The sequence below is a fragment of the Paenibacillus suaedae genome (assembly GCF_032337355.1).
In the GTDB taxonomy this organism is placed as follows: domain Bacteria; phylum Bacillota; class Bacilli; order Paenibacillales; family Paenibacillaceae; genus Paenibacillus_B; species Paenibacillus_B suaedae.
The window spans coordinates 1,222,226-1,242,987 of the sequence record NZ_JAVYAA010000001.1; the positions used below are offsets into that span (position 1 = coordinate 1,222,226).

Sequence of the window (20,762 nt, forward strand, 5' to 3'; positions counted from 1 at the left end):
GACGGAGAGCTGAACTTACGAATTAACGAGATGCATCACTTGTAATAGGGGGGCTGATGGAGAGAAGATGGACTCGAAATACGCTCGATTGTGCAGCACTCGTTCGTCTTCTGGTCCATATTGAGCGGCTAATTCGTTATGCGCTGAGGCCAATTGATGTTCTCCGATGCGATCATAGCACACACATAATTGCAAGTGGGGGAGCCATGTAGAGCATGCTGTATTCGATAAACCAAGAACATCGTCAGATGGATTAAGGGTAGTGGCTGTTTTGTACCAAAAGATGGAGCTCTGCCATTCACTCTTTTGCAAAAAGTAAAATCCGAGGCGACAGCAAATTTCTGACGTGGAGCGGCATATTGAAGGGAACGAATCGCACTCTCTAACTCGAGCTGCTCGTTTCCAAGTGCATGATGGCAGTCAGCCATCTTTCCGCAAGCAGATAAATTGTCCTCGATCCACCCTTGGCCAGTTTCAAGAAAGCGCTCGTAATATTGAATGGCTTCTTCATAACGTGCATGATCTTGCAGTTCATTTGCGTAATAATACAAGTCCCTCGGTGAAAAAGTTTCACCTCGCTGCAGCGCATTTTCATAAATGGCGATATTCCGATTCCTGTCATGATGCATGCTGGCATGGGTTACGGCAACGCTGCAAAATCATCTATCCATACGAAATCATAAATATCGCTTGTGAATGGACGAGCGATTTCTTTGGTTTGATCGGTGGAGCCTGTATCTACGATGATTATTTCATCTACAAAATCAGCGACTGAAGACAGACAACGTGCCAACGTATCTTCCTCGTTTTTGACAATCATGCACAGGCTTATGCTTGGCAAGTTGATCCCTCCATTCGAACAAGGTTGTAGGTGCTTGCTAGTAGATATATATTTCCGTTGTGCTGAAATTGACCTTACAAATGAAAACGATAGCCGTGCGAATAGAAGCTATTCACACGGCTATCAAGGAGGATTATAAATATATGCATTTAGCTGAGTCGGATGATTGTTACCGCTGCACCGGCACCATTATTGATTAATGTAGCTGTCCCAAGGAGTCCAAACAATTGAAGGGAAATCGTTGAATTTGCAGCCAAAGTTACGATGACATCACTATTAAAGCTGGATAGCGTAAGCACTGGCGTTATGGTGGATGCGACATTCGCAGCGCCGTTAATAATTAGACGCGACCCGAGAAGTAGACCGGCAGTTAAATTGACTTGGTAGGTTATATAATATCTACCGGCAGTGGAGACAGTGAATGTGTCGTTTGCTGCGTTGATAGTGATACCTGGACCAATATTCTGTGCACTTGGAAGTGGTACGAGGGTTCCTCCAACAATAACGGCGATCGCTGCACCAGTTGTATTTGCAGCGAATGCAGAAGTTGCAGTTGTACTTGTTCCTGTAGCTCCGGTAGTCCCCGTAGCTCCAGTGTCACCTGTAGCGCCGGTAACGCCAGTAGCACCAGTAGCACCAGTGGCGCCCGTAGCGCCCGTAGCACCGGTAGCGCCGGTAGCGCCGGTAGTACCAGTAACGCCCGTAGCGCCCGTAGTGCCGGTTGCCCCCGTGGCACCAGTAGCACCAGTAACGCCCGTAGCCCCAGTAACGCCAGTAGCACCGGTAGCGCCCGTAATTCCAGTAACGCCGGTAGCGCCAGTAGCACTGGTAACGCCAGTAGCGCCTGTAGCACCAGTAGCGCCAGTGGCACCGGTATTGCCAGTAGTCCCAGTAGCTCCCGTAGCGCCAGTAATGCCAGTAACGCCAGTAGCACCGGTAGCCCCCGTACCGCCGGTAGCACCAGTAACGCCAGTAGTGCCGGTCGCGCCGGTAGCGCCAGTCGCGCCAGTAACGCCGGTAGCCCCCGTACCGCCGGTAGCACCGGTAGCACCAGTAGCGCCGGTAGCGCCTGTAGCACCGGTAGCACCAGTAGCGCCGGTAGCGCCTGTAGCACCAGTAGCGCCTGTAGCGCCAGTAACGCCGGTAGCACCGGTAGAGCCAGTGACGCCGGTAGCCCCAGTAATTCCAGTCGCACCAGTAGCACCAGTAACGCCAGTAGAGCCAGTAACGCCAGTCGCCCCGGTTGAGCCAGTAACGCCAGTCGCGCCAGTAACGCCAGTCGCCCCGGTAGCACCAGTAGAGCCAGTAGCACCAGTAGCACCAGTAGCACCAGTAGCACCAGTAGCACCAGTAGCACCAGTAGAGCCAGTAGCACCGGTAGCGCCAGTGTCGCCGGTCGCACCGGTAACGCCGGTAGCGCCAGTAGCGCCAGTCGCCCCAGTAGCGCCAGTCGCCCCAGTAGCACCAGTAACGCCGGTAGCACCGGTAGTGCCAGTAACGCCGGTAGCGCCCGTAACGCCAGTCGCGCCAGTAACACCGGTAGCACCAGTAACGCCAGTAGTGCCGGTCGCCCCCGTAGCGCCAGTAACGCCAGTAACGCCGGTTGCACCAGTAACACCAGTAACACCAGTTGCTCCGGTAGCACCAGTAGAGCCTGTGTCGCCAGTAGAGCCAGTAACGCCCGTAGCACCAGTAGAGCCAGTAGCACCAGTAACGCCTGTAGCACCGGTAACGCCGGTAACGCCAGTAGCTCCAGTCGCACCGGTAGCCCCCGTAGCGCCAGAAACGCCAGTAGCGCCAGTAACGCCGGTAGCACCGGTAGAGCCAGTGACGCCCGTAGCGCCCGTAACGCCGGTAGCGCCGGTAGCGCCCGTAACGCCGGTAGCGCCCGTAACGCCGGTAGCACCGGTAACGCCAGTGGTACCAGTAGCGCCGGTAGCACCCGTAACGCCAGTAACGCCAGTAACGCCAGTAACGCCAGTAACGCCAGTCGCGCCAGTAACACCAGTAGCACCGGTAGCACCGGTAACGCCAGTAGAGCCGGTAGAGCCAGTAACGCCAGTAGCACCAGTAACGCCAGTAGCGCCAGTAACGCCGGTAGCACCCGTAACGCCAGTAGCGCCAGTAACGCCGGTAGCACCCGTAACGCCAGTAGCGCCAGTAACACCAGTAACACCAGTAACACCAGTAGCACCAGTAGCACCGGTAGCACCGGTGACGCCAGTAGAGCCAGTAACGCCAGTAGCTGCAGTCGCCCCGGTAGCGCCAGTGTCGCCAGTAGCACCGGTAACGCCAGTAGCCCCAGTAATTCCAGTCGCACCAGTAACGCCAGTCGCCCCGGTAGCACCAGTAGAGCCAGTAGCACCAGTAACGCCAGTAGCACCGGTAACGCCAGTGTCGCCCGTAGCACCAGTAGCACCAGTAACACCAGTAACACCAGTAACACCAGTAACACCAGTAGCACCGGTAGCACCAGTAGCGCCAGTAGTGCCAGTAGTGCCTGTAGCTCCAGTATCGCCGGTAGCACCAGTAGCGCCGGTAACGCCAGTCGCCCCAGTAACGCCGGTAGCGCCAGTGTCGCCCGTAGCACCAGAAACGCCAGTAGCGCCAGTAACGCCGGTAGCGCCCGTAACGCCGGTAGCACCGGTAGAGCCAGTGACGCCGGTAGCCCCAGTAATTCCAGTCGCACCAGTAACGCCCGTAGCACCAGTAACGCCGGTAGCACCAGTAAAGCCAGTCGCGCCAGTAAAGCCAGTAGCGCCGGTGGCACCAGTCGCACCAGTAGCGCCAGTGTCGCCGGTCGCCCCAGTAACGCCAGTCGCGCCGGTGGCACCCGTAGCGCCGGTGGCACCAGTAACACCAGTAGAGCCAGTCGCACCAGTAGAGCCGGTAGCGCCAGTAACGCCAGTAACGCCAGTAGCACCAGTAGAGCCAGTAGCACCAGTAGCACCGGTAGCACCAGTAGAGCCAGTAGCACCGGTAGCACCAGTAGCCCCGGTAGAACCAGTAGAACCAGTAGAACCAGTAGAGCCAGTAACGCCAGTCGCACCAGTAGCGCCGGTGGCACCAGTGTCTCCGGTAGCACCGGTAACGCCAGTAGCGCCAGTAGCGCCAGTAGCCCCAGTAGCGCCAGTAACACCAGTAGCGCCAGTCGCCCCAGTAGCGCCAGTAACACCAGTAGCGCCAGTAACCCCAGTCGCCCCAGTAATGCCGGTAACGCCAGTCGCACCAGTAGCGCCGGTAGCGCCAGTGTCGCCCGTAGCACCAGTAACGCCAGTAACGCCGGTAGCACCGGTAGAGCCGGTAGCACCGGTAGAGCCAGTAGCACCAGTAGAGCCAGTCGTACCAGTAGAGCCAGTCGTACCAGTAGAGCCAGTAGCGCCAGTCGTACCAGTAGAGCCAGTAACGCCGGTAGCCCCAGTCGCGCCGGTGGCACCAGTGTCTCCGGTAGCGCCGGTAGAACCAGTAGAACCAGTAGAACCAGTAGAACCAGTAACGCCAGTCGCTCCAGTAGAACCAGTAGAACCAGTAGAACCAGTAACGCCAGTCGCTCCAGTAGAACCAGTAACGCCAGTCGCGCCAGTAGCACCAGTAGAGCCAGTAACGCCAGTCGCACCTGTAGCGCCGGTGGCACCAGTGTCTCCGGTAGCACCGGTAACGCCAGTAGCGCCAGTAGCCCCAGTAGCCCCAGTAACACCAGTAGCGCCAGTAACACCAGTAGCGCCAGTAACACCAGTAGCCCCAGTCGCGCCAGTAACACCAGTAACACCAGTAGCGCCAGTAACCCCAGTCGCACCAGTAACGCCAGTAGCACCAGTAACGCCGGTAGCACCCGTAGCGCCAGTCGCGCCAGTGTCGCCAGTAACGCCGGTCGCCCCAGTAACGCCAGTCGCGCCGGTGGCACCCGTAGCGCCGGTGGCACCAGTGTCTCCGGTAGCGCCCGTAGCTCCAGTAACACCAGTAACGCCGGTAGCACCGGTAGAGCCAGTAGCACCAGTCGCGCCGGTAGCCCCAGTCGCGCCGGTAGCGCCAGTCGCACCAGTAGAGCCAGTCGTACCAGTAGAGCCAGTGGCACCAGTAACGCCAGTCGCACCCGTAGCGCCAGTCGCACCCGTAGCGCCAGTCGCACCAGTCGCACCCGTAGCGCCAGTCGCACCCGTAGCGCCAGTCGCACCAGTCGCACCCGTAGCGCCAGTCGCACCAGTCGCACCCGTAGCGCCGGTGGCACCAGTGTCTCCGGTAGCGCCAGTAGCACCAATAGCACCAGTAGCGCCAGTAGCGCCAGTAACACCAGTAGCCCCAGTAACGCCAGTGTCGCCAGTAGCACCGGTAAAGCCAGTAGCCCCAGTCGCGCCGGTAGCCCCGGTAGAACCAGTAGAACCAGTAGCGCCGGTAGCCCCGGTAGAACCAGTAGAACCAGTAGAACCAGTAGCGCCAGTAACCCCAGTCGCCCCAGTCGCCCCAGTAACGCCGGTAACGCCAGTAGCGCCAGTAGCACCAGTAGAGCCAGTAACGCCAGTAACGCCGGTAGCACCGGTAGAGCCAGTAGCACCAGTCGCGCCGGTAGCGCCAGTCGCACCAGTAGAGCCAGTCGTACCAGTAGAGCCAGTGGCACCAGTAACGCCAGTCGCACCCGTAGCGCCAGTAGCACCAGTCGCACCCGTAGCGCCGGTGGCACCAGTGTCTCCGGTAGCGCCGGTAGCGCCCGTAGCGCCGGTAACGCCAGTAGAGCCAGTAACACCAGTAATGCCGGTAGCCCCCGTAACGCCAGTGGCACCGGTAGTGCCAGTAACGCCGGTAGCACCGGTAGCACCAGTAGCACCGGTAACGCCAGTAGCACCAGTAGAGCCAGTCGCCCCGGTTGCGCCAGTAGAGCCGGTAGCGCCAGTAACGCCAGTAGCGCCGGTTTCACCAGTAACACCAGTAACACCAGTAACACCAGTTGCTCCAGTGGCTCCGGTATCGCCAGTAGCACCAGTAGCTCCAGTCGCACCGGGCGCCCCGGTAGCGCCAGTCCCGCCAGTCACGCCGGTAGCCCCCGTAACGCCAGTAACACCAGTAGCCCCAGTAACGCCAGTGGCACCCGTGGCGCCAGTGTCGCCCGTAGTCCCAGTCGAGCCCGTAGCACCGGTAACGCCAGTAGAGCCAGTAACGCCCGTAGCACCAGTAGCACCGGTAGCACCGGTAGCACCGGTAGCACCGGTAGCACCAGTAGCACCAGTAGAGCCAGTAGCACCGGTAACGCCAGTCGCGCCAGTAGCACCAGTAACGCCGGTAGCGCCAGTCGCGCCGTTAGCGCCGGTAACGCCAGTCGCGCCGTTAGCGCCAGTGGCACCAGTAGCACCAGTAACGCCAGTAGCACCAGTATCGCCGGTAGCTCCCGTAACGCCGGTAGCGCCAGTGTCGCCCGTAGCACCAGTAGCACCAGTAACGCCAGTAGCACCAGTAACGCCAGTAGCACCAGTAACGCCGGTCGCGCCAGTAATGCCAGTCGCGCCAGTAACGCCAGTAGCACCAGTAACGCCGGTAGCACCAGTAACGCCGGTAGCACCAGTAACGCCAGTAGTGCCGGTCGCCCCCGTAGCGCCGGTCGCCCCAGTAGCCCCCGTAGCGCCAGTAACGCCCGTAACGCCAGTAGCGCCGGTAGCGCCGGTAGCGCCGGTAGCGCCAGTAGCACCGGTTGTGCCGGTAGCGCCAGTAACGCCAGTCGCACCAGTAGAGCCAGTAGCACCGGTAGCACCAGTAGAGCCAGTAGCGCCGGTAGCACCAGTAGAGCCAGTAGCGCCGGTAGCACCAGTAGAGCCAGTAGCGCCGGTAGCACCAGTAGAGCCAGTCGCGCCGGTAGCACCAGTAGTGCCAGTCGCGCCGGTAGCGCCGGTAACGCCAGTAGAGCCAGTAACGCCAGTCGCGCCGTTAGCGCCGGTAGCGCCAGTTGCGCCCGTGAAGCCAGTGGCACCAGTAGCTCCTCGTTGTCCGTTGGCGCCCGTCGCTCCAGTTGGGCCGGTCGGACCCGTTGGCCCTGTTATACCTGTAGGTACGCCAGTCGGGCTCGTTGGGCCAGTATGAGGTGGGATTGGGACAAACGGGGGTGGAAATACATTTGCACAACTTTGCGGAGGGAAAATATTAGACCGGACTAGGTTGCTGTAGCTATTTTTCCTTAGATCCCCATCCATGGTGTATGCTCCTTCCTTCAGAATAAGTTGGATGGACAGAGACGATGTATTGGAAACAGACTAGTTTTCATAGGGACATTTCTACCAATACCCACAATGTATGTAGATGAATGTGTATCCGCAACACGAATCAGCAATCAATCGTATTACAGTTTAGGGTTGTCTGTGTGGAAGATGGTGCTTCATGAGGAATACTGCTATAATGAAAGGGAAATCGAGGTGATCAGAATGGGGAAAAAACGCAGAACAGCAGCGGCTCCGACTCAGGCTGCCACGGAGAAGCCGGCTACCTTGAAGGATTTGTTAAGTCCCGATGTCTTGAACAAGCTGAAGACTCAAGCCAAGGAACTGCAAGTCCAAGAAGACACTCGCAAGGAACAAGAGCGCCAGAAGGCTGAAGAAGCCCGCCGTGCCGAGCAGAAGAAGCTGGACAACAACTTCGAATATTTATTGAATAACAGCAGCCTGGATTGGCGCAAATATAAAAAGTAAGGAAAAGCGTGCAGACGAGAGAGTCTCACGCTTTTCCTTCTTTATACACCTTAAAATAAATGGGGGATCGTCTCCTTCCAATCCTGTACATTTGATCTCAGCGTCAAGAGGAGGTAATCTTGGTTATATAGTATTGTTACATTGTTCACATATCGGATGGAGGAGACAGCATGAACTTGCCTATCTTAAATAAATTTGAATTGTTCGAGGCGATACAGAAGCATTGGGGTGGCTTTTTTCGTCAATATGAAATGGCTCTGAACGAGCTTCAGAGTGATTTTCAAATCATTGATCTCGATTGGAAGACCAAATTCGGATATTCTCCGATCGAACATATGAAGGCACGGGTGAAGAATCCGCTGTCCTTGCTCAAAAAAATTGAACGCAAAGGGATTCCGTTCTCCATGGATGCGGTTCAGAACAATATTCGTGATATTGCGGGACTGCGGATCGTTACCACTTTTCTGGATGACGTATACATGATGAAAGAGCACATCGAGCAGCGTGAGGATATCCAAGTGCTTCAAGTGAAGGATTACATTCAGAACCCGAAGCCAAGCGGCTATAAAAGCTTGCACATGGTGGTGAAGACACAGGTTATTCTCTCGCACGAAGTATTGTGGGTACCCGCTGAAATTCAGCTGCGCACATCTTCCATGGATTTCTGGGCGGCGACAGAACATAAGCTGAACTATAAATATGAAGGCGGAGAAGTGCCTGAGGATGCGCGCAACCAGCTCTATGAACTATCCAAATCCGCGTTCCAAATGGACGAGCAGATGTCCATGCTGCGTAATCAGCTGCTAAAATAAACGGAACACCACAAGGCTCCCCTTGATAAGGAGAGCCTCTTTGTAATGTCCGAATTACTTGATGCCATGCCATTTGGCAAGGTGCTCCGCATGAGAGCGCAAATAAGCATGTGGGCCAAAAAATTGATCATAATAATCCAAATCCAAATGGTGGGTCTGCAAATACATAAGTGAAAAGACGGATGGAACCGTGGCAGGAAATTTGCCGAAGGCGTCATAAATGTATTGCGCCATATGGCTGACTGCTTCCCGGAACGGCTCATCGTGGATTTGTGCGCTGCCTCGTACTTTGCGGCTATCCTTCCATGGGCCTGGCGTATCAGAATGGAAGGGGCCGTTTTTGCCAAACTTACGATCACAGAACGCATCCACAGCGGCACGCATATCTGCAAAATGCGGTGGTGTAAACGAAGTGAACACTCCTTCAAGGCCGGTTGGATTAGGGAGCGACCACCGCTTGTCAGTATCATAGCGGAACCCGAGTCCAGGCACATTCGGATCCCCGCTAGCTCCGAGCACAGTAAGTCGGTCAATGCCGTCGAACATCCAGCCGCCTAATCCGAGTGCCTGCTGCATAAGCATGCCAGCATAGGTTGCGGTCGACAACTCAGCCGACAGTTCTGCTAATGAATATTGATCGAGGAATGTAAGCGGAAGCGGATTGTCAACATCGACAATGTCACGGAACTGCTCAATGCCCGGAATAGGTCGGTCGTTCACATCATCGTAAATGCACAGCCCATTTTGGACATAGAAGCATAGGTTCGCAATCGTATGCTGAGCCAAGTCTCCAATTGGAAAGACGAGCAGCGTACCTGGCTTGTTCGCAACCCATGAATTATGCCCCTCCATATAAGGCTCATAATTCGGAATATGTAGACGTTGATTGGAAATGCGGCGAATATTGCTGGAATAAGCTTGAATCAGGTCAATAAGCCGATGGTTGCCATCTGAATCCCGTTCCGTGAGCGGCGGTGTGTCTCGCGTGTCGAACAGATACGTTCCCGTGTCGTCGGTAAAGAAAATCTGAGAGGTATGGAAGCCAGCCGCTGATGGAAATGTTCGACCTGAGGCTGAACCTGAATAATTGGATAGATGCGGCTTATATCGATCATGACGGGTGACGGAATGATGCCAGCCGGTGACACCGCCAACTGCCAGGAGGATCAGTATCTTCTCTATTTCATCCAAGGGGAGCGGCTCGTGCTTGGACGTATAGGCCAGAGCTCCATCTGGTATTTCAGCCCCTCTGAAGAAGCGGCGCGAGCGTCTTCCGAATAAGGCGTCAAGCAGAGGGAATTGAAGCAAATCCTGAAGGGTTTGTTCATCAATATGATGATGGGTTTGAACAGACAAGTCGAAGGCCTCCTTTTTAATCGGAAAATAAAAAGGAGACACACCAATCCGTTAGAAGGATCGGGTGTCTCCAGTTGACTGGTCGAACCGCCGATGCGTATTCGCCTGTATGTTACGATGTATCATATTCCACTATATACGTAAATGTCAATAGGAATTATCAACATTAAATCCGTTCACATGTAAAAGAGCGTGCGCAAAACAATCGTTGACAGGTACATACGGCGGTGATAAGATTCTGTTCAAATCATTATAATCACATCGGAATTATAGGTTGATGTTGACCGGACGACCGGAGACGTTATTCCCTTCATGGGGAATGACGTCTTTTTTCGTTCCTGAGACACAGTTGTTAAATACTTCGAGAAGGAGGGAATTTATGTGGTTCCGATCATTCGGGTAGAACGAGTTTCTTTTCATTATGGAGAAAGTGAAGAGCGAATTCCAGTTCTCTATGATGTTGATTTCGAACTGGCACAGGGGGAAGCGGTGGCCATCGTCGGGCATAACGGTTCCGGCAAATCCACCTTCGCTAAGCTGCTAAACGGGTTGCTTCTCCCCTCAAGTGGAGAGGTATGGGTTTCGGATACAAATACGAAAAATGAGCAAGCAAGGGAGCGACTCCGCTCGGCAGTAGGCATTGTGTTTCAACATCCAGACAATCAATTGGTGGAGACGATTGTAGAAGATGACATTGCATTTGGGCCGGAAAATATCGGTGTGCCTCAAGATGAAATTCGTCGCCGTGTAGATGAGGCGCTGGAAGTGGTGGGAATGACTGCATTTCGCGAGCGACCGCCACATCGCTTGTCAGGGGGCCAGAAGCAGCGCATTGCGATTGCAGGGGTACTCGCGATGCAGCCTTCATGCATTGTGTTTGACGAGTCAACGAGTATGCTCGATACCTATGGTCGGCGGGAGGTCATGGAAGTGATCCAACAGCTGCGCAATCAGGGGGTGGCCATCGTATCGGTTACTCACCATATGGAAGAAGTCGTTCATTTCGATCGTGTCATTGTGTTTCAAGATGGCCGTATTGTACGTGAATGCACTCCGAGGCAGCTGTTCACGAATCACGAGCAGCTGGCTGCCTATCATTTGGAGCCGCCAGAAATGAATCGAATAGTAGCGGGCGTTCATCGGCATGAAGAACTGTTCCGATCAGATCGGCTGACGGTAGCTGAAGTGGTGGAAGAGTTCGAGCACGTGGTGAGGTGGCAGCAGCGGAAGGAGGCGTTATCTTCATGAGTCTGTCTGAATTTGCAGTACAGGTTGAGCAGTTGTCCCACACGTATATGAAGGGAACGCCATTTCAGCAAGAAGCACTGCACGATGTAAACTTTCATGCTAAGCCAGGGGAATGCGTGGCAATCATCGGACATACGGGTTCAGGCAAGTCGACGCTTATCCAGCATCTGAATGGCTTACTGCTTCCCCAAACCGGGCAAGTCAACGTGCTTGGCCTTGAATTGTCCGAATCGAAGCGCTCACTGTCCGAAATACGAAGGCAAGTTGTGGTTCTGTTCCAGCAGCCAGAGGATCAATTGTTCGAGAAATATGTAGCTGACGATATCGCTTACGGCCCGCTTCAATATGGATTGCCGAAGAAGGAGGTCATTCAACGCGTGAAGCACGCGATGGATTTCGTTGGGTTGCCGTTCGAAACAATGAGGAACCGACCTATCTATGCGCTTAGCGGTGGACAGAAACGCAAGGTCGCACTTGCAGGACTGTTAGCTCTGGATCCCCAAGTCATTGTGCTTGATGAACCGACTGCGGGGCTTGACCCGATGTCTCGTCAGGAACTGCTATACAAGATCAAGCGATTGTCGCGAGATGAGGGGAGAACCATCATATTTGTCACCCACAGTATGGAAGAAGTAGCCCTGCTCGCAGATCGAGTATATGTACTGGCAGATGGGAGCAATGTCGCTGATGGAACGACACGTGAAATCTTTGCTAATCGGGAGCTCATTCATCGCTATCGGATTGGAACGCCGCAAAGTGTGGAGCTTGTTCATACGTTGATTGCGAACGGATATGACTTGAGCAGCAGCACGTTCGGAGTTGAGGAAACGGTAGTGGAAATAAGGAAATTGCTTCATCAGGAGGTGGGGTAGAACGATGGCAGAAGCATTTGATTCGGCTCGGCATATTACGATAGGGCAGTACATGCCGGGACGTTCACTCATCCATCAGTGGGATTCACGGTATAAGCTGGCGGCGTTCACCTTATATATTGGCGCTGTTGCCTTCTGTCAGTCTTATGCAGGTAATATAGCCGGACTCGCAATTAGTCTGTTCATCGTCTTCCTTGCGCGCATTCCAATCGGATATGCCTTGAAGGGATTGAAGCCTGCCCTTCCTTTTCTCCTAATTCTGGCCCTTCTTCAATTATTGTTCAATGGAAAAGTGTATGCGAATGGTCAGGTGTACTGGCAGTATGGATTCATTTGGCTGACAGAAGGCGGGGTACGGCTTGTCATTGTATCCACGATGCGGTTCGTAGATATGATGCTCCTCGTGAGTGTACTGACACTGACCACCACCACAACTCAGCTTGCACGGGCCATGCACAGCTTATTGCGCCCGCTGGAGAAGATGAAGGTTCCTGTGCATGCCTTCTGCATGATGATTACGATTGCCCTTCGCTTCGTTCCAACGTTCGCGCTGGAGATGGATAAGATTCGCAAGGCGCAGACTGCTCGCGGCGCATCCTTCGGTACGATTCCGTGGTGGCGGATCATCAAGCGAACACAATCGGTATTCCCCTTGATCATTCCGTTATTTCAATTAGCTCTTCAGCGTGCGGAGCAATTAATTGCGGCAATGGAGTCGCGAGGATACCGATCACATGGCAGAACCTCGTTCCGTTCGTTTGAAGCGCGAACTGCTGATGTGATGCTCCTGTTTGTGGCGGTAGGAGCGGCCTATCTGTTGATTTGGCTGTAATGGAATGGACGAAGAAGTGCCTTGCATACCCTTAACACAGCTGAACAAGGAGGAACCCCCTATGAATTCAAATCCAGGTATTCGCAAAATTGTAATTGCCGGCGTTCTTGGCTCTATTGCCATCCTGCTTGGCGTCACCCAATTAGGTTTTATTCCTGTTCCGACCGCAGCGGGAACGGTAACTATTGTACATATCCCTGTCATTGTTGGAGCCATATTGGAGGGTTGGGGAGTCGGCACGGCCATCGGTCTGATTTTTGGCGTTACCTCCTTGCTGGAGTCTACCATTCCTTTATTTAAAGATCCGCTTGTCGCGATCGCTCCGCGCTTGTTTATTGGCCTATTTGCTTATTTGATCTATGCTGCGCTAAAGCGAAAAAACGAGTACATTGCCATCGGTGCGGCGGGGTTTATAGGTTCAATCACAAACACGGTACTCGTACTGACGGCGTCTGTGCTTCGTAACTACTTGTCCTTAGAAGTGGCGGTTAGTGTAGGGCTTACCAACGGAATTCCGGAGGCGATTGTCTCCGTCATTATTACAACTGCTGTCGTTGCTGGATGGAAGAAGCTCACGCCGAGTCGGAAGCAGAAGGCGAAGCTGCTGAGCGAGGAGGTGGAGGGATAATGAACGGGCAGATTACGGATGTACCTGGTACACGGGTTGGCCAAGCGCATGATGAGGAAGGAATGACAGGATGCACAGTGGTGATCTGGGAAGACGGTGCGGTATGCAGCGTTGATGTACGAGGCTCTGCACCAGGAACCCGAGAGACCGATCTGCTCCAGCCAACCAATCTCGTGGAGCGCATACATGGCATCGTATTGAGTGGTGGAGGGAGTTTCGGTCTCGATGCGGCATCTGGCGTGTCAGACTATTTGGTGGAGAGAAATATCGGATTTGATGTAGGCTACGGGATTGTTCCGATTGTGCCAGCGGCTGTTCTATTTGATTTGTCTGTAGGCAGTCCGAATGCTCGGCCAGATCGTGAAATGGGATACGCAGCAGCATCTGATGCGTCATCGGGAGATGTTGCTGAAGGCAATGTAGGTGCGGGATGCGGAGCCTCTGTAGGCAAGATCGGCGGGTTCGAGCGTGCGATGAAGGGTGGTATTGGAACGGCTTCGATCAAGCTGTCAAATGGGCTGGTTGTAGGAGCGATCGTAGCGGTGAATGCGCTTGGGGAAATTCGAGATCCAGATACTAGAGAACTGCTTGCTGGGCCGCTCAGTGATGAAGGCGAACTTCAAGATGGTGCAAGCCTACACTGGCTGAAGGAGAAGCCATTTTCATTTACAGGGACAAATACGACGTTAGCCATTGTAGCCACCAATGCGAGACTGACGAAGACGGAGTTGAAGAAGGTAGCTGAAATGACACATGATGGGTTTGCGCGAGCAATCTATCCGGTTCATACGATGTACGATGGTGATATTGCCTTTGCTGCCTCCACAGGCTCAATCGAGGCCACAGTGGATCTCGTCGGAACACTTGCCGCAGATGTGGTTGCGGAAGCCATTGCAAGGGGAGTTCGCACGGCTGTTCGTGCTGGAGGGTTATTGGCTTACAAAGATTTGGCTTGCGGAGATGTGAATCCGGCTGTCCATAAGAATAAGCAGAAGGAACCTTATTATGGGGAGGCGACGTTGCAATGATCACAGCCCATACAACCACAGCCCAAACAACCCCCACAAGACTCGCTGTCATCGTCGAAAGAGATGTACCGATTCCAATGCGAGACGGGGTGATTTTGTACGCCGATATTTATCGTCCCGAAACAGGGATTCACCCGGTGCTTCTATTGCGCACCCCGTACAACAAGGAAGATGCACAGACGATGAATTATGCGCATCCATCTTGGTATGCACAGCATGGGTATGTGGTGATTGTCCAAGATGTACGAGGAAGATGGAAGTCGGAAGGTGAGTTTGAGCCTTACCGCAACGAAGCTTGGGATGGCTATGACACGATTGAATGGGCAGCAGCCTTGCCTGATGTGATCCCGAAGGTGGGCACGTACGGCTTTTCTTATGCGGGAGCGGCTCAGTGGCATGCGGCAACTGCAAGACCTCCGCACTTGGCTTGTTTAACGCCCGCAATGACTGGATCGGACGCCTATCAGGGCGGTGTGTACCGCAATGGGGCATTTGCCCTCGCTTGCAATCAGTCGTGGATCATGTTCCTTACACAGAACACGGCTAGACGACATGGACGTCCCGAATGGGAGCGGGAGCTGGCGCGCGGGGGTTCTGTCATACACGGCTTGTACAGCACGCTGCCGCTTCGGGATATGCCGCTCATGAATGATGAGTTTGCACCGTTCTATCAGGATTGGCTGCAGCATCCGACACGAGATGAATACTGGAGAGCACTGTCCATCGAAGAGCGATATGATCGCATTGACGTACCCGTCCTACATATCGGCGGTTGGTATGATCCGTTTGTAGATGGAACCATTCGCAATTACGAAGGGATTCGGCAGCAGGGGGCGAGTGAAGAAGCGAGGGAGAATCAATACTTGCGAATCACGCCGTGGTATCACATGCCGTGGTCGCGATATGTCAGTGAGCTTGACTTCGGCATTGAGGCTTCGAATCGAGTGAATGAGTGGCAATTGGCATGGTTTGATCGGTGGCTGAAAGAGGATGAGCATGCACTGCAATCGTGGAACAAGATCAGCTATTTTGAGATGGGATCGAATCAATGGAAGCATACCCAGACTTGGCCGCCCCCTCAGGTGGAGCTAACGAAATATTATTTGCATGGAGATCGGGCCAACTCCATAAATGGAGACGGTCGATTGTCGCAGGACTTGCCATCTGACGACCCGCTGCTTGCAGATACATACATCTATGATCCGCTCATACCTGTTCCTTCGCTTGGAGGACGATCGGGTGCAGTGCCCGACCTAACCCCGATGGGGCCGAAGCTGCAGCTAGCGAATGAAGTCCGCAATGATGTGCTTGTCTATACGACAGAGCCTCTTGATAGATCAGTAACCGTTGCTGGAGAAGTTGTCGCTAGGGTGTATGCGGCGACGACAGCAGTCAATACCGACCTCGTTGCTAAATTGATGGATGTCTATCCAGATGGAAGGGCGTACAACATTGCCGAAGGCATTGTACGTACAGCTTATCGTCGCTCGTTGGAGCATCCAGAGCCAGTAGCTCCAGGAGAGGTGGTCGCTTATGACATTTCTCTCGGACCAACCTCTATCGTTTTTCAACAAGGGCATGCGATTCGGTTAGAAATTACGAGCTCCTTGTTCCCGACATACGATCGGAATCCAAATAGTATGATCCCGCCTGGGGATGTGACGATATCGGATTTGAAGCTTGCCACACAGACAATATTTCGAAATACGGATTATCCCTCACATTTTATTTTGCCGATCGTAAAAGGTTGAGAGAAGGCCGCGTTCACGGTTGTTGAACGTAGCTTTGTTTATCCTCGGTTTGTGCTTATTTTATGAAGCTTCATATCTATAATGCGATCACAGGGTGGAATCACAAGGGTTACACTTCAAGTATCGGCAAATAGGCTTATTACCTTCTGTTGCTCATACATTGGAAATGGGGTTCTTTTGTAGGTAAGGAATCGATGTTTGGTCAACGAGGGGAGAGGGGAACGGCTATGAATCAGGGAATGAACGGGGGATTTGTGGCAGGGAGTCAGTCATCTTATGCCAATATACAGACACAGTATGCATTCGATGGTGCAAGAGACATGAACTGGTGTAGTCAACCCATAACATTTGTACTTGTTCACGGCTCGTGGGGGGACTCGAGTTATTGGTGGAAGACGGCTGAAGTTCTTCATAGCATGGGGCATACCGTCTATACACCGAATTTACCAGGGCATGGAATGGATCGGAACAAGAATGTTACCCACGCCATGTATGTGGACACAGTCATTCAGTGTATTATTCATCATCAGCTTACGAATATTGTTCTTGTTGGTCACAGCTTCGGTGGAACGGTGATTAGCAAGGTAGTGGAGCTTGTGCCTGACCGTGTTCGGCGCCTTGTCTATATGGATGCATTCGTGGTACGCAATGGATACAGCACGGCGGATGAGATTCCTCCCCAAGCCAAGCAGGAGTGGCTTCAGTTGGCGCAGCAGTCATCTGATAATACGATCATGCTGCCCTTCGCTGTATGGAGAGAGACCTTTATGAACAATGCAAGCATTGAATTAGCGTTTCAAATTTATTGTACCGTTACACCAGAGCCTGCGGGGCCATTATTCGAGAAGCTGGATCTGACGGAATTCTATCGTTTATCTATGCCCAAAAGCTACTTGTATTTGACGGATGATACCGCACTTCCGCAAGGAGAACAGTATGGCTGGCACCCTCATATGTCAAGCCGACTGGGGATGTTCCGGCTTATTACAGCGCATGGCGATCATATGACTCCATTCCATATTCAGCCGCATCTCGTAGCGGAGAAACTTGTAGAGGCAGGGCGGGATTGAATGGCTTGGGGAAGCGGCACGGATATGCCGGCTTCATGCATAACAAAGGCTGGCTATAGGAGTATTCTCCTCAGCCAGCCTGAAAGTGCTGCAATGAATAGAAAATGGATAATTCGAATTACTGTGGATTCGTTGTCCAAATGCCAGCAGTCTTCACGAATACTCGTTGTGGAAGCTTAAGAGCCGCAAGGGCCAGTTCCGCTACGTCTTCTGGCTGCATCATGCGATCTTCGTCGCCAATGTTAAGACCTGCATTAACTGCGAGATCTGTATTTACTGTGCTTGGCGTCAATGCAGTCACGCGGATATTGTGCTTGCGCACCTCCTGCATGAGCGCTTCGGTTAAGCCCATTACTGCGAACTTAGAAGCGTTGTAAGCAGAACCAGTAGCGAAGCCGCGTTCGCCAGCTGTCGAGGAGATGTTAATAATGCTGCCTTCATTCTGCTCGATCATCGCAGGCAGCACGGCACGAGTTACATAGTAAGTTCCCATCAGATTAACCTGAATGATGCGTTCCCACTCTTGTGGATCCATGTCGACAAGCTTGCCGAATTTCGCAATGCCTGCATTATTGACAACGATGTGAATAGCACCCAACTGCTCCGTAAGGGAGGCAACAGCGCGGTTTACATCATCTTGTACCGCAACGTCAGCTGTAGCGATTGCGACGCGAATATCATATTTTGCAGTCAGCTCAGCTTGAAGTGCTTCAAGGTCAGCGCTAGTTCGAGCGATGAGTCCAAGGTGCACACCTTCTTGTGCCAGCGACTCAGCCAACGCTTTGCCAATTCCTTTGCCTGCTCCCGTAATCAGTGCGGTTTTGTTCGTAAGATCTTGTAATTTCATATTCAATAATCTCCTTCTGATGGTTATGCTTGTCCGTTATGACTAACAACAAGCTCATATTTGTTCAAAGAAGCGCCGAGCATGTATTGCTTGCTGTCGCTCGCACCCCGGTGAGATTCGCGGAAGACCTCGCTAGATGTCCAGTTGCGGAACGACTCTTCGTTCTCCCACACTGTACATACCTTCAATTCCTCTTCGCCTTCTTGACCTGCTCCAAGCCATACCTCCATGCGAATGAATCCGCTCATTTGCTGAACGCCCTTGGCTTGCGCGAATCGCTCTGCCACTTGCTTGCCGAATCCCTCTTGAATTCGGATTGTGTTCGTAACGACTAACATGCTATCGCCTCCTATGTGCATGATGGTGTTGATGTTCATTTGTACAGATCATATGTCTGCCTCTCTATTATACTCGAACGCATGGACAAGATCACACCTTCGCATTCCATATGCACATTGGAAGGTTGTGGGTATGAGGTGCATTAGTTAACCGTGGCATAGATCCGAGATACATGCCCCAGGGCCACACAGGCAGGCTCTCTGGGCATGTGCGATATGGGTAGCATTCACTCGTGAGTATCTCCCATCACATTCCATGTGGTTCCCCAGTCCTTCATCGCATCGAAAATAGGACGGAGTGTTAGCCCCATCTCGGTTAGCGAGTATTCAACATGCGGTGGGATCTCGGAGAATACAGTCCGCTGGATAATATGCCGCTGTTCCAGTTCCTTCAATCGGAGTGACAGTGTGCGCGGACTAATTCCATGGAGCGAGCGCTCTAACTCTCCGAACCGCTTTGTACCGTAGAACAATTCACGCAGTATAAGAAAAGTCCACTTGCCTCCGATGATATTCATCGTATGCTCGATGGGGCAAGCAATGGTTGGAGTTGTCCCCGTAGTAGATTCGTGTTCTAGGTGCTCAAGTATAGTGGCTGGGGAGGCAGTAGATTGTGATGTTCCCTCTGGGCACGGTAAGGTTGTCGTTTGTTCTGAAGTTGACATGTGTATCCCCCCTTGGTGTCTATACTTCATTTAGTATAGTGTAATACGTAAGATATCGCCAATGTGCAGTCGATATGAAGACATCCATATCCATAATGAAATGCTGGGGGAGGATATTCGCTTACAATAGAGGAGCATGGGCAGTCGATATCTTTACGATAGCAAACGAACTGAAGAACATGGATGATTGCAGTTTGTTGGCACTTGCTGATTATGTAATGAATGACTTATGTATGATAAAATAGATGTGATATAAGTGTGATACTTGTTAGAGACAGAAGGAGAGGAATGTCATGAAGGTACTTGTCATTGTTGCACATCCCAACTTGGATGCATCCAACGTGAACCGTGCTTGGGCCGAAGAGCTTCGCAAGCATGATAACATCACCGTACACGAGCTGTATAAATCGTATCCAAATGGACAAATCGACGTCGAGAAGGAGCAGGCATTGTGTGAAAGCCATGATCGTATCGTATGGCAGTTCCCATTCTATTGGTACAGCTCGCCGCCATTGATGAAGCAATGGCTGGACAGTGTGCTTACATATGGCTGGGCATATGGCTCTGGTGGCGATCGCTTGCATGGCAAGGAGCTGATGCTGGCTGTATCGACGGGAAGTCCGCAAGAGAAGTATCAAGCTGGTGGTCTCAATCACTACTCCATGAGCGAGTTGCTGAAGCCGTTCCAAGCAACAAGCAATTTAATAGGCACGACTTACTTGCCGGCATTTGTGTTCCATGGTGCAATGGGCGCAGATGAAGCTTCGATTCAGAATAGTGTCAAGGAATACGTATCCTATCTGTTGAAATAGAATGGAATGCACGTTACATTAGCTAAGGATTAGAAATGGGATTGTGCATTATAGGAGATTATTATACGGATAGTGAGATATCTCTGGTTATGATAAAAAAGGTCGAGTTAAAGGGGAAACCAATTCTCCTTGGACTCGACCTTTTGCTTCTTAGTTTTATTCAAATAACGGGAACTCCTAGCGCGACTTATCAATCACAAGCTATACCTTGCTGTACGCGAAGAGGAATCCCATTCCCGAACGCCAGCTCTTCGAGCTTAGCGATAATGCGATCTTCGGTATCGCCGCCAACTGGAATGCTGCACGATGCGTGTGGAAGCAGCTTATCGAAGCTGCCAATGGCAACAGCGTATCCAGCTTGCTCGAACATCGGAATATCGTTCATGTCGTTGCCGAAGCAGACGAATTGACCAGGGTTAATCCCGAATGAGCGCAGGGCAGCCATTTTGTTAACTCCAACGTTAGTCATGTCCAGGATGCCTTCCGCAGAGTGATAGTGAAGCGTTGTATTCAATGACTTGAGCTTTTCAGTGAGTTCCTCTAAGCGATTGCTGCCTAGAACAAGAATTTTAATGGTGCTGTGAATTTCGTTCATCGGTACATGAGCTGCCAATCGTAGGGGATCGACATTGAATAGGAAGGGATGTGAATCCTCCAAGTTATGTGCATAGTTCCACTCATCGTCTACGAGATATGAAGCCTCATATTGCTCCAGCAAGCTTATGATTGTATCTGAAGTTATCTGCGGAAGCGGGCTACTTGCAAGACGTTCACCCTCGAAATAGGTTATGGCGCCGTTGGCGCCGATAAGAAGGTTATTGTGAAAGCGTTCATCGAGTACGGGCAGCATATCCCGGCATGGGCGGGCAGACGCGAAGCCGACGACATGTCCAGCTTCTTGAATGCGTGCCAAGCAGTCCATAATTGGTGCAGAGACCGGCTGTCCTTTGAATGAAATTGTACCATCGATATCGAAAATGAAGTGCATGTGTGA

16 protein-coding genes and 1 pseudogene are annotated in these 20,762 nt (G+C 52.5%); 10 read left to right on the plus strand and 7 right to left on the minus strand.

What is annotated here, in order from left to right; translation table 11 throughout:
* Positions 1-15 precede the first annotated feature (15 nt).
* Positions 16-841: pseudogene (locus RQP50_RS05415) on the minus strand (tetratricopeptide repeat-containing glycosyltransferase).
* A 149-nt stretch (positions 842-990) separates the two neighbouring features.
* A complete protein-coding gene (locus RQP50_RS05420; RefSeq protein WP_315743785.1) occupies positions 991-7,017 on the minus strand; it encodes a hypothetical protein in 6,027 nt (2,008 codons plus the stop codon).
* A 228-nt stretch (positions 7,018-7,245) separates the two neighbouring features.
* Here RQP50_RS05420 and RQP50_RS05425 point away from each other — a divergent pair, with 228 nt between their 5' ends.
* Together RQP50_RS05425 and RQP50_RS05430 are read left to right on the plus strand one after the other, a co-directional pair.
* Complete coding sequence (locus RQP50_RS05425; protein WP_028532639.1) at positions 7,246-7,509, plus strand: YqkE family protein; 264 nt, start codon at positions 7,246-7,248, stop codon at positions 7,507-7,509.
* A 170-nt stretch (positions 7,510-7,679) separates the two neighbouring features.
* Complete coding sequence (locus tag RQP50_RS05430) at positions 7,680-8,321, plus strand: GTP pyrophosphokinase (protein ID WP_021262317.1); 642 nt, start codon at positions 7,680-7,682, stop codon at positions 8,319-8,321.
* Between the two features lie 54 nt (positions 8,322-8,375).
* Here the strand turns inward: RQP50_RS05430 and RQP50_RS05435 are convergent, their stop codons facing one another.
* Positions 8,376-9,677, minus strand: a complete 1,302-nt coding sequence (locus RQP50_RS05435; protein WP_315743794.1) for a hypothetical protein — start codon at positions 9,675-9,677, stop codon at positions 8,376-8,378.
* A 381-nt stretch (positions 9,678-10,058) separates the two neighbouring features.
* Between RQP50_RS05435 and RQP50_RS05440 the strand changes: the two genes are divergently transcribed.
* From RQP50_RS05440 to RQP50_RS05470, 7 genes are all read left to right on the plus strand, one after another.
* Positions 10,059-10,925 carry an energy-coupling factor transporter ATPase gene (locus RQP50_RS05440; protein ID WP_315743795.1) on the plus strand — a complete coding sequence of 289 codons (867 nt, stop codon included), beginning with the start codon at positions 10,059-10,061 and terminating at the stop codon, positions 10,923-10,925.
* Entirely contained in the window at positions 10,922-11,797 is an 876-nt protein-coding gene (locus tag RQP50_RS05445) for an energy-coupling factor transporter ATPase (RefSeq protein ID WP_315743796.1), read from the plus strand. Before RQP50_RS05440 ends, RQP50_RS05445 begins: the two co-directional genes overlap by 4 nt.
* A gap of 4 nt (positions 11,798-11,801) precedes the next feature.
* Positions 11,802-12,629 (plus strand): energy-coupling factor transporter transmembrane component T family protein, encoded by an 828-nt coding sequence (locus tag RQP50_RS05450; protein ID WP_315743797.1) that lies wholly within the window; start codon positions 11,802-11,804, stop codon positions 12,627-12,629.
* Positions 12,630-12,690: 61 nt separating this feature from the next.
* Entirely contained in the window at positions 12,691-13,257 is a 567-nt protein-coding gene (locus RQP50_RS05455; RefSeq protein WP_315743799.1) for an ECF transporter S component, read from the plus strand.
* Entirely contained in the window at positions 13,257-14,285 is a 1,029-nt protein-coding gene (locus tag RQP50_RS05460) for a P1 family peptidase (RefSeq protein WP_315743801.1), read from the plus strand. Before RQP50_RS05455 ends, RQP50_RS05460 begins: the two co-directional genes overlap by 1 nt.
* The gene (locus RQP50_RS05465) at positions 14,282-16,036 is read left to right on the plus strand and encodes a CocE/NonD family hydrolase (protein WP_315743803.1); all 1,755 of its coding nucleotides are present in this window, start codon (positions 14,282-14,284) and stop codon (positions 16,034-16,036) included. Before RQP50_RS05460 ends, RQP50_RS05465 begins: the two co-directional genes overlap by 4 nt.
* 320 nt (positions 16,037-16,356) lie before the next feature.
* Positions 16,357-17,106: an alpha/beta hydrolase gene (locus RQP50_RS05470; RefSeq protein ID WP_315744585.1), complete on the plus strand. Its 750-nt coding sequence runs from the start codon at positions 16,357-16,359 to the stop codon at positions 17,104-17,106.
* 118 nt (positions 17,107-17,224) lie between these two features.
* Here the strand turns inward: RQP50_RS05470 and RQP50_RS05475 are convergent, their stop codons facing one another.
* From RQP50_RS05475 to RQP50_RS05485, 3 genes are all read right to left on the minus strand, one after another.
* Positions 17,225-17,953, minus strand: a complete 729-nt coding sequence (locus RQP50_RS05475; protein ID WP_065293277.1) for a 3-ketoacyl-ACP reductase — start codon at positions 17,951-17,953, stop codon at positions 17,225-17,227.
* A 23-nt stretch (positions 17,954-17,976) separates the two neighbouring features.
* Positions 17,977-18,291: an antibiotic biosynthesis monooxygenase gene (locus RQP50_RS05480; protein ID WP_315743806.1), complete on the minus strand. Its 315-nt coding sequence runs from the start codon at positions 18,289-18,291 to the stop codon at positions 17,977-17,979.
* A gap of 227 nt (positions 18,292-18,518) precedes the next feature.
* Positions 18,519-18,809 (minus strand): winged helix-turn-helix transcriptional regulator, encoded by a 291-nt coding sequence (locus tag RQP50_RS05485; RefSeq protein WP_072732098.1) that lies wholly within the window; start codon positions 18,807-18,809, stop codon positions 18,519-18,521.
* Positions 18,810-19,249: 440 nt separating this feature from the next.
* Here RQP50_RS05485 and RQP50_RS05490 point away from each other — a divergent pair, with 440 nt between their 5' ends.
* Complete coding sequence (locus RQP50_RS05490; protein ID WP_072732050.1) at positions 19,250-19,768, plus strand: NAD(P)H-dependent oxidoreductase; 519 nt, start codon at positions 19,250-19,252, stop codon at positions 19,766-19,768.
* 190 nt (positions 19,769-19,958) lie between these two features.
* Here RQP50_RS05490 and RQP50_RS05495 read toward each other — a convergent pair whose 3' ends face one another.
* Positions 19,959-20,756 (minus strand): HAD-IIB family hydrolase, encoded by a 798-nt coding sequence (locus RQP50_RS05495; RefSeq protein ID WP_315743809.1) that lies wholly within the window; start codon positions 20,754-20,756, stop codon positions 19,959-19,961.
* Between the last annotated feature and the right edge of the window lie 6 nt (positions 20,757-20,762).

Excerpts from the sequence above, each read along its gene's own strand:
- RQP50_RS05420 (WP_315743785.1), bottom strand. The coding sequence starts at position 7,017 with ATGGATGGGGATCTAAGGAAAAATAGCTACAGCAACCTAGTCCGGTCT.
- RQP50_RS05425 (WP_028532639.1), top strand. The coding sequence starts at position 7,246 with ATGGGGAAAAAACGCAGAACAGCAGCGGCTCCGACTCAGGCTGCCACG.
- RQP50_RS05430 (WP_021262317.1), top strand. The coding sequence starts at position 7,680 with ATGAACTTGCCTATCTTAAATAAATTTGAATTGTTCGAGGCGATACAG.
- RQP50_RS05445 (WP_315743796.1), top strand. The coding sequence starts at position 10,922 with ATGAGTCTGTCTGAATTTGCAGTACAGGTTGAGCAGTTGTCCCACACG.
- RQP50_RS05450 (WP_315743797.1), top strand. The coding sequence starts at position 11,802 with ATGGCAGAAGCATTTGATTCGGCTCGGCATATTACGATAGGGCAGTAC.
- RQP50_RS05455 (WP_315743799.1), top strand. The coding sequence starts at position 12,691 with ATGAATTCAAATCCAGGTATTCGCAAAATTGTAATTGCCGGCGTTCTT.
- RQP50_RS05460 (WP_315743801.1), top strand. The coding sequence starts at position 13,257 with ATGAACGGGCAGATTACGGATGTACCTGGTACACGGGTTGGCCAAGCG.
- RQP50_RS05465 (WP_315743803.1), top strand. The coding sequence starts at position 14,282 with ATGATCACAGCCCATACAACCACAGCCCAAACAACCCCCACAAGACTC.
- RQP50_RS05470 (WP_315744585.1), top strand. The coding sequence starts at position 16,357 with ATGAACTGGTGTAGTCAACCCATAACATTTGTACTTGTTCACGGCTCG.
- RQP50_RS05475 (WP_065293277.1), bottom strand. The coding sequence starts at position 17,953 with ATGAAATTACAAGATCTTACGAACAAAACCGCACTGATTACGGGAGCA.
- RQP50_RS05480 (WP_315743806.1), bottom strand. The coding sequence starts at position 18,291 with ATGTTAGTCGTTACGAACACAATCCGAATTCAAGAGGGATTCGGCAAG.
- RQP50_RS05485 (WP_072732098.1), bottom strand. The coding sequence starts at position 18,809 with ATGAATATCATCGGAGGCAAGTGGACTTTTCTTATACTGCGTGAATTG.
- RQP50_RS05490 (WP_072732050.1), top strand. The coding sequence starts at position 19,250 with ATGAAGGTACTTGTCATTGTTGCACATCCCAACTTGGATGCATCCAAC.
- RQP50_RS05495 (WP_315743809.1), bottom strand. The coding sequence starts at position 20,756 with ATGCACTTCATTTTCGATATCGATGGTACAATTTCATTCAAAGGACAG.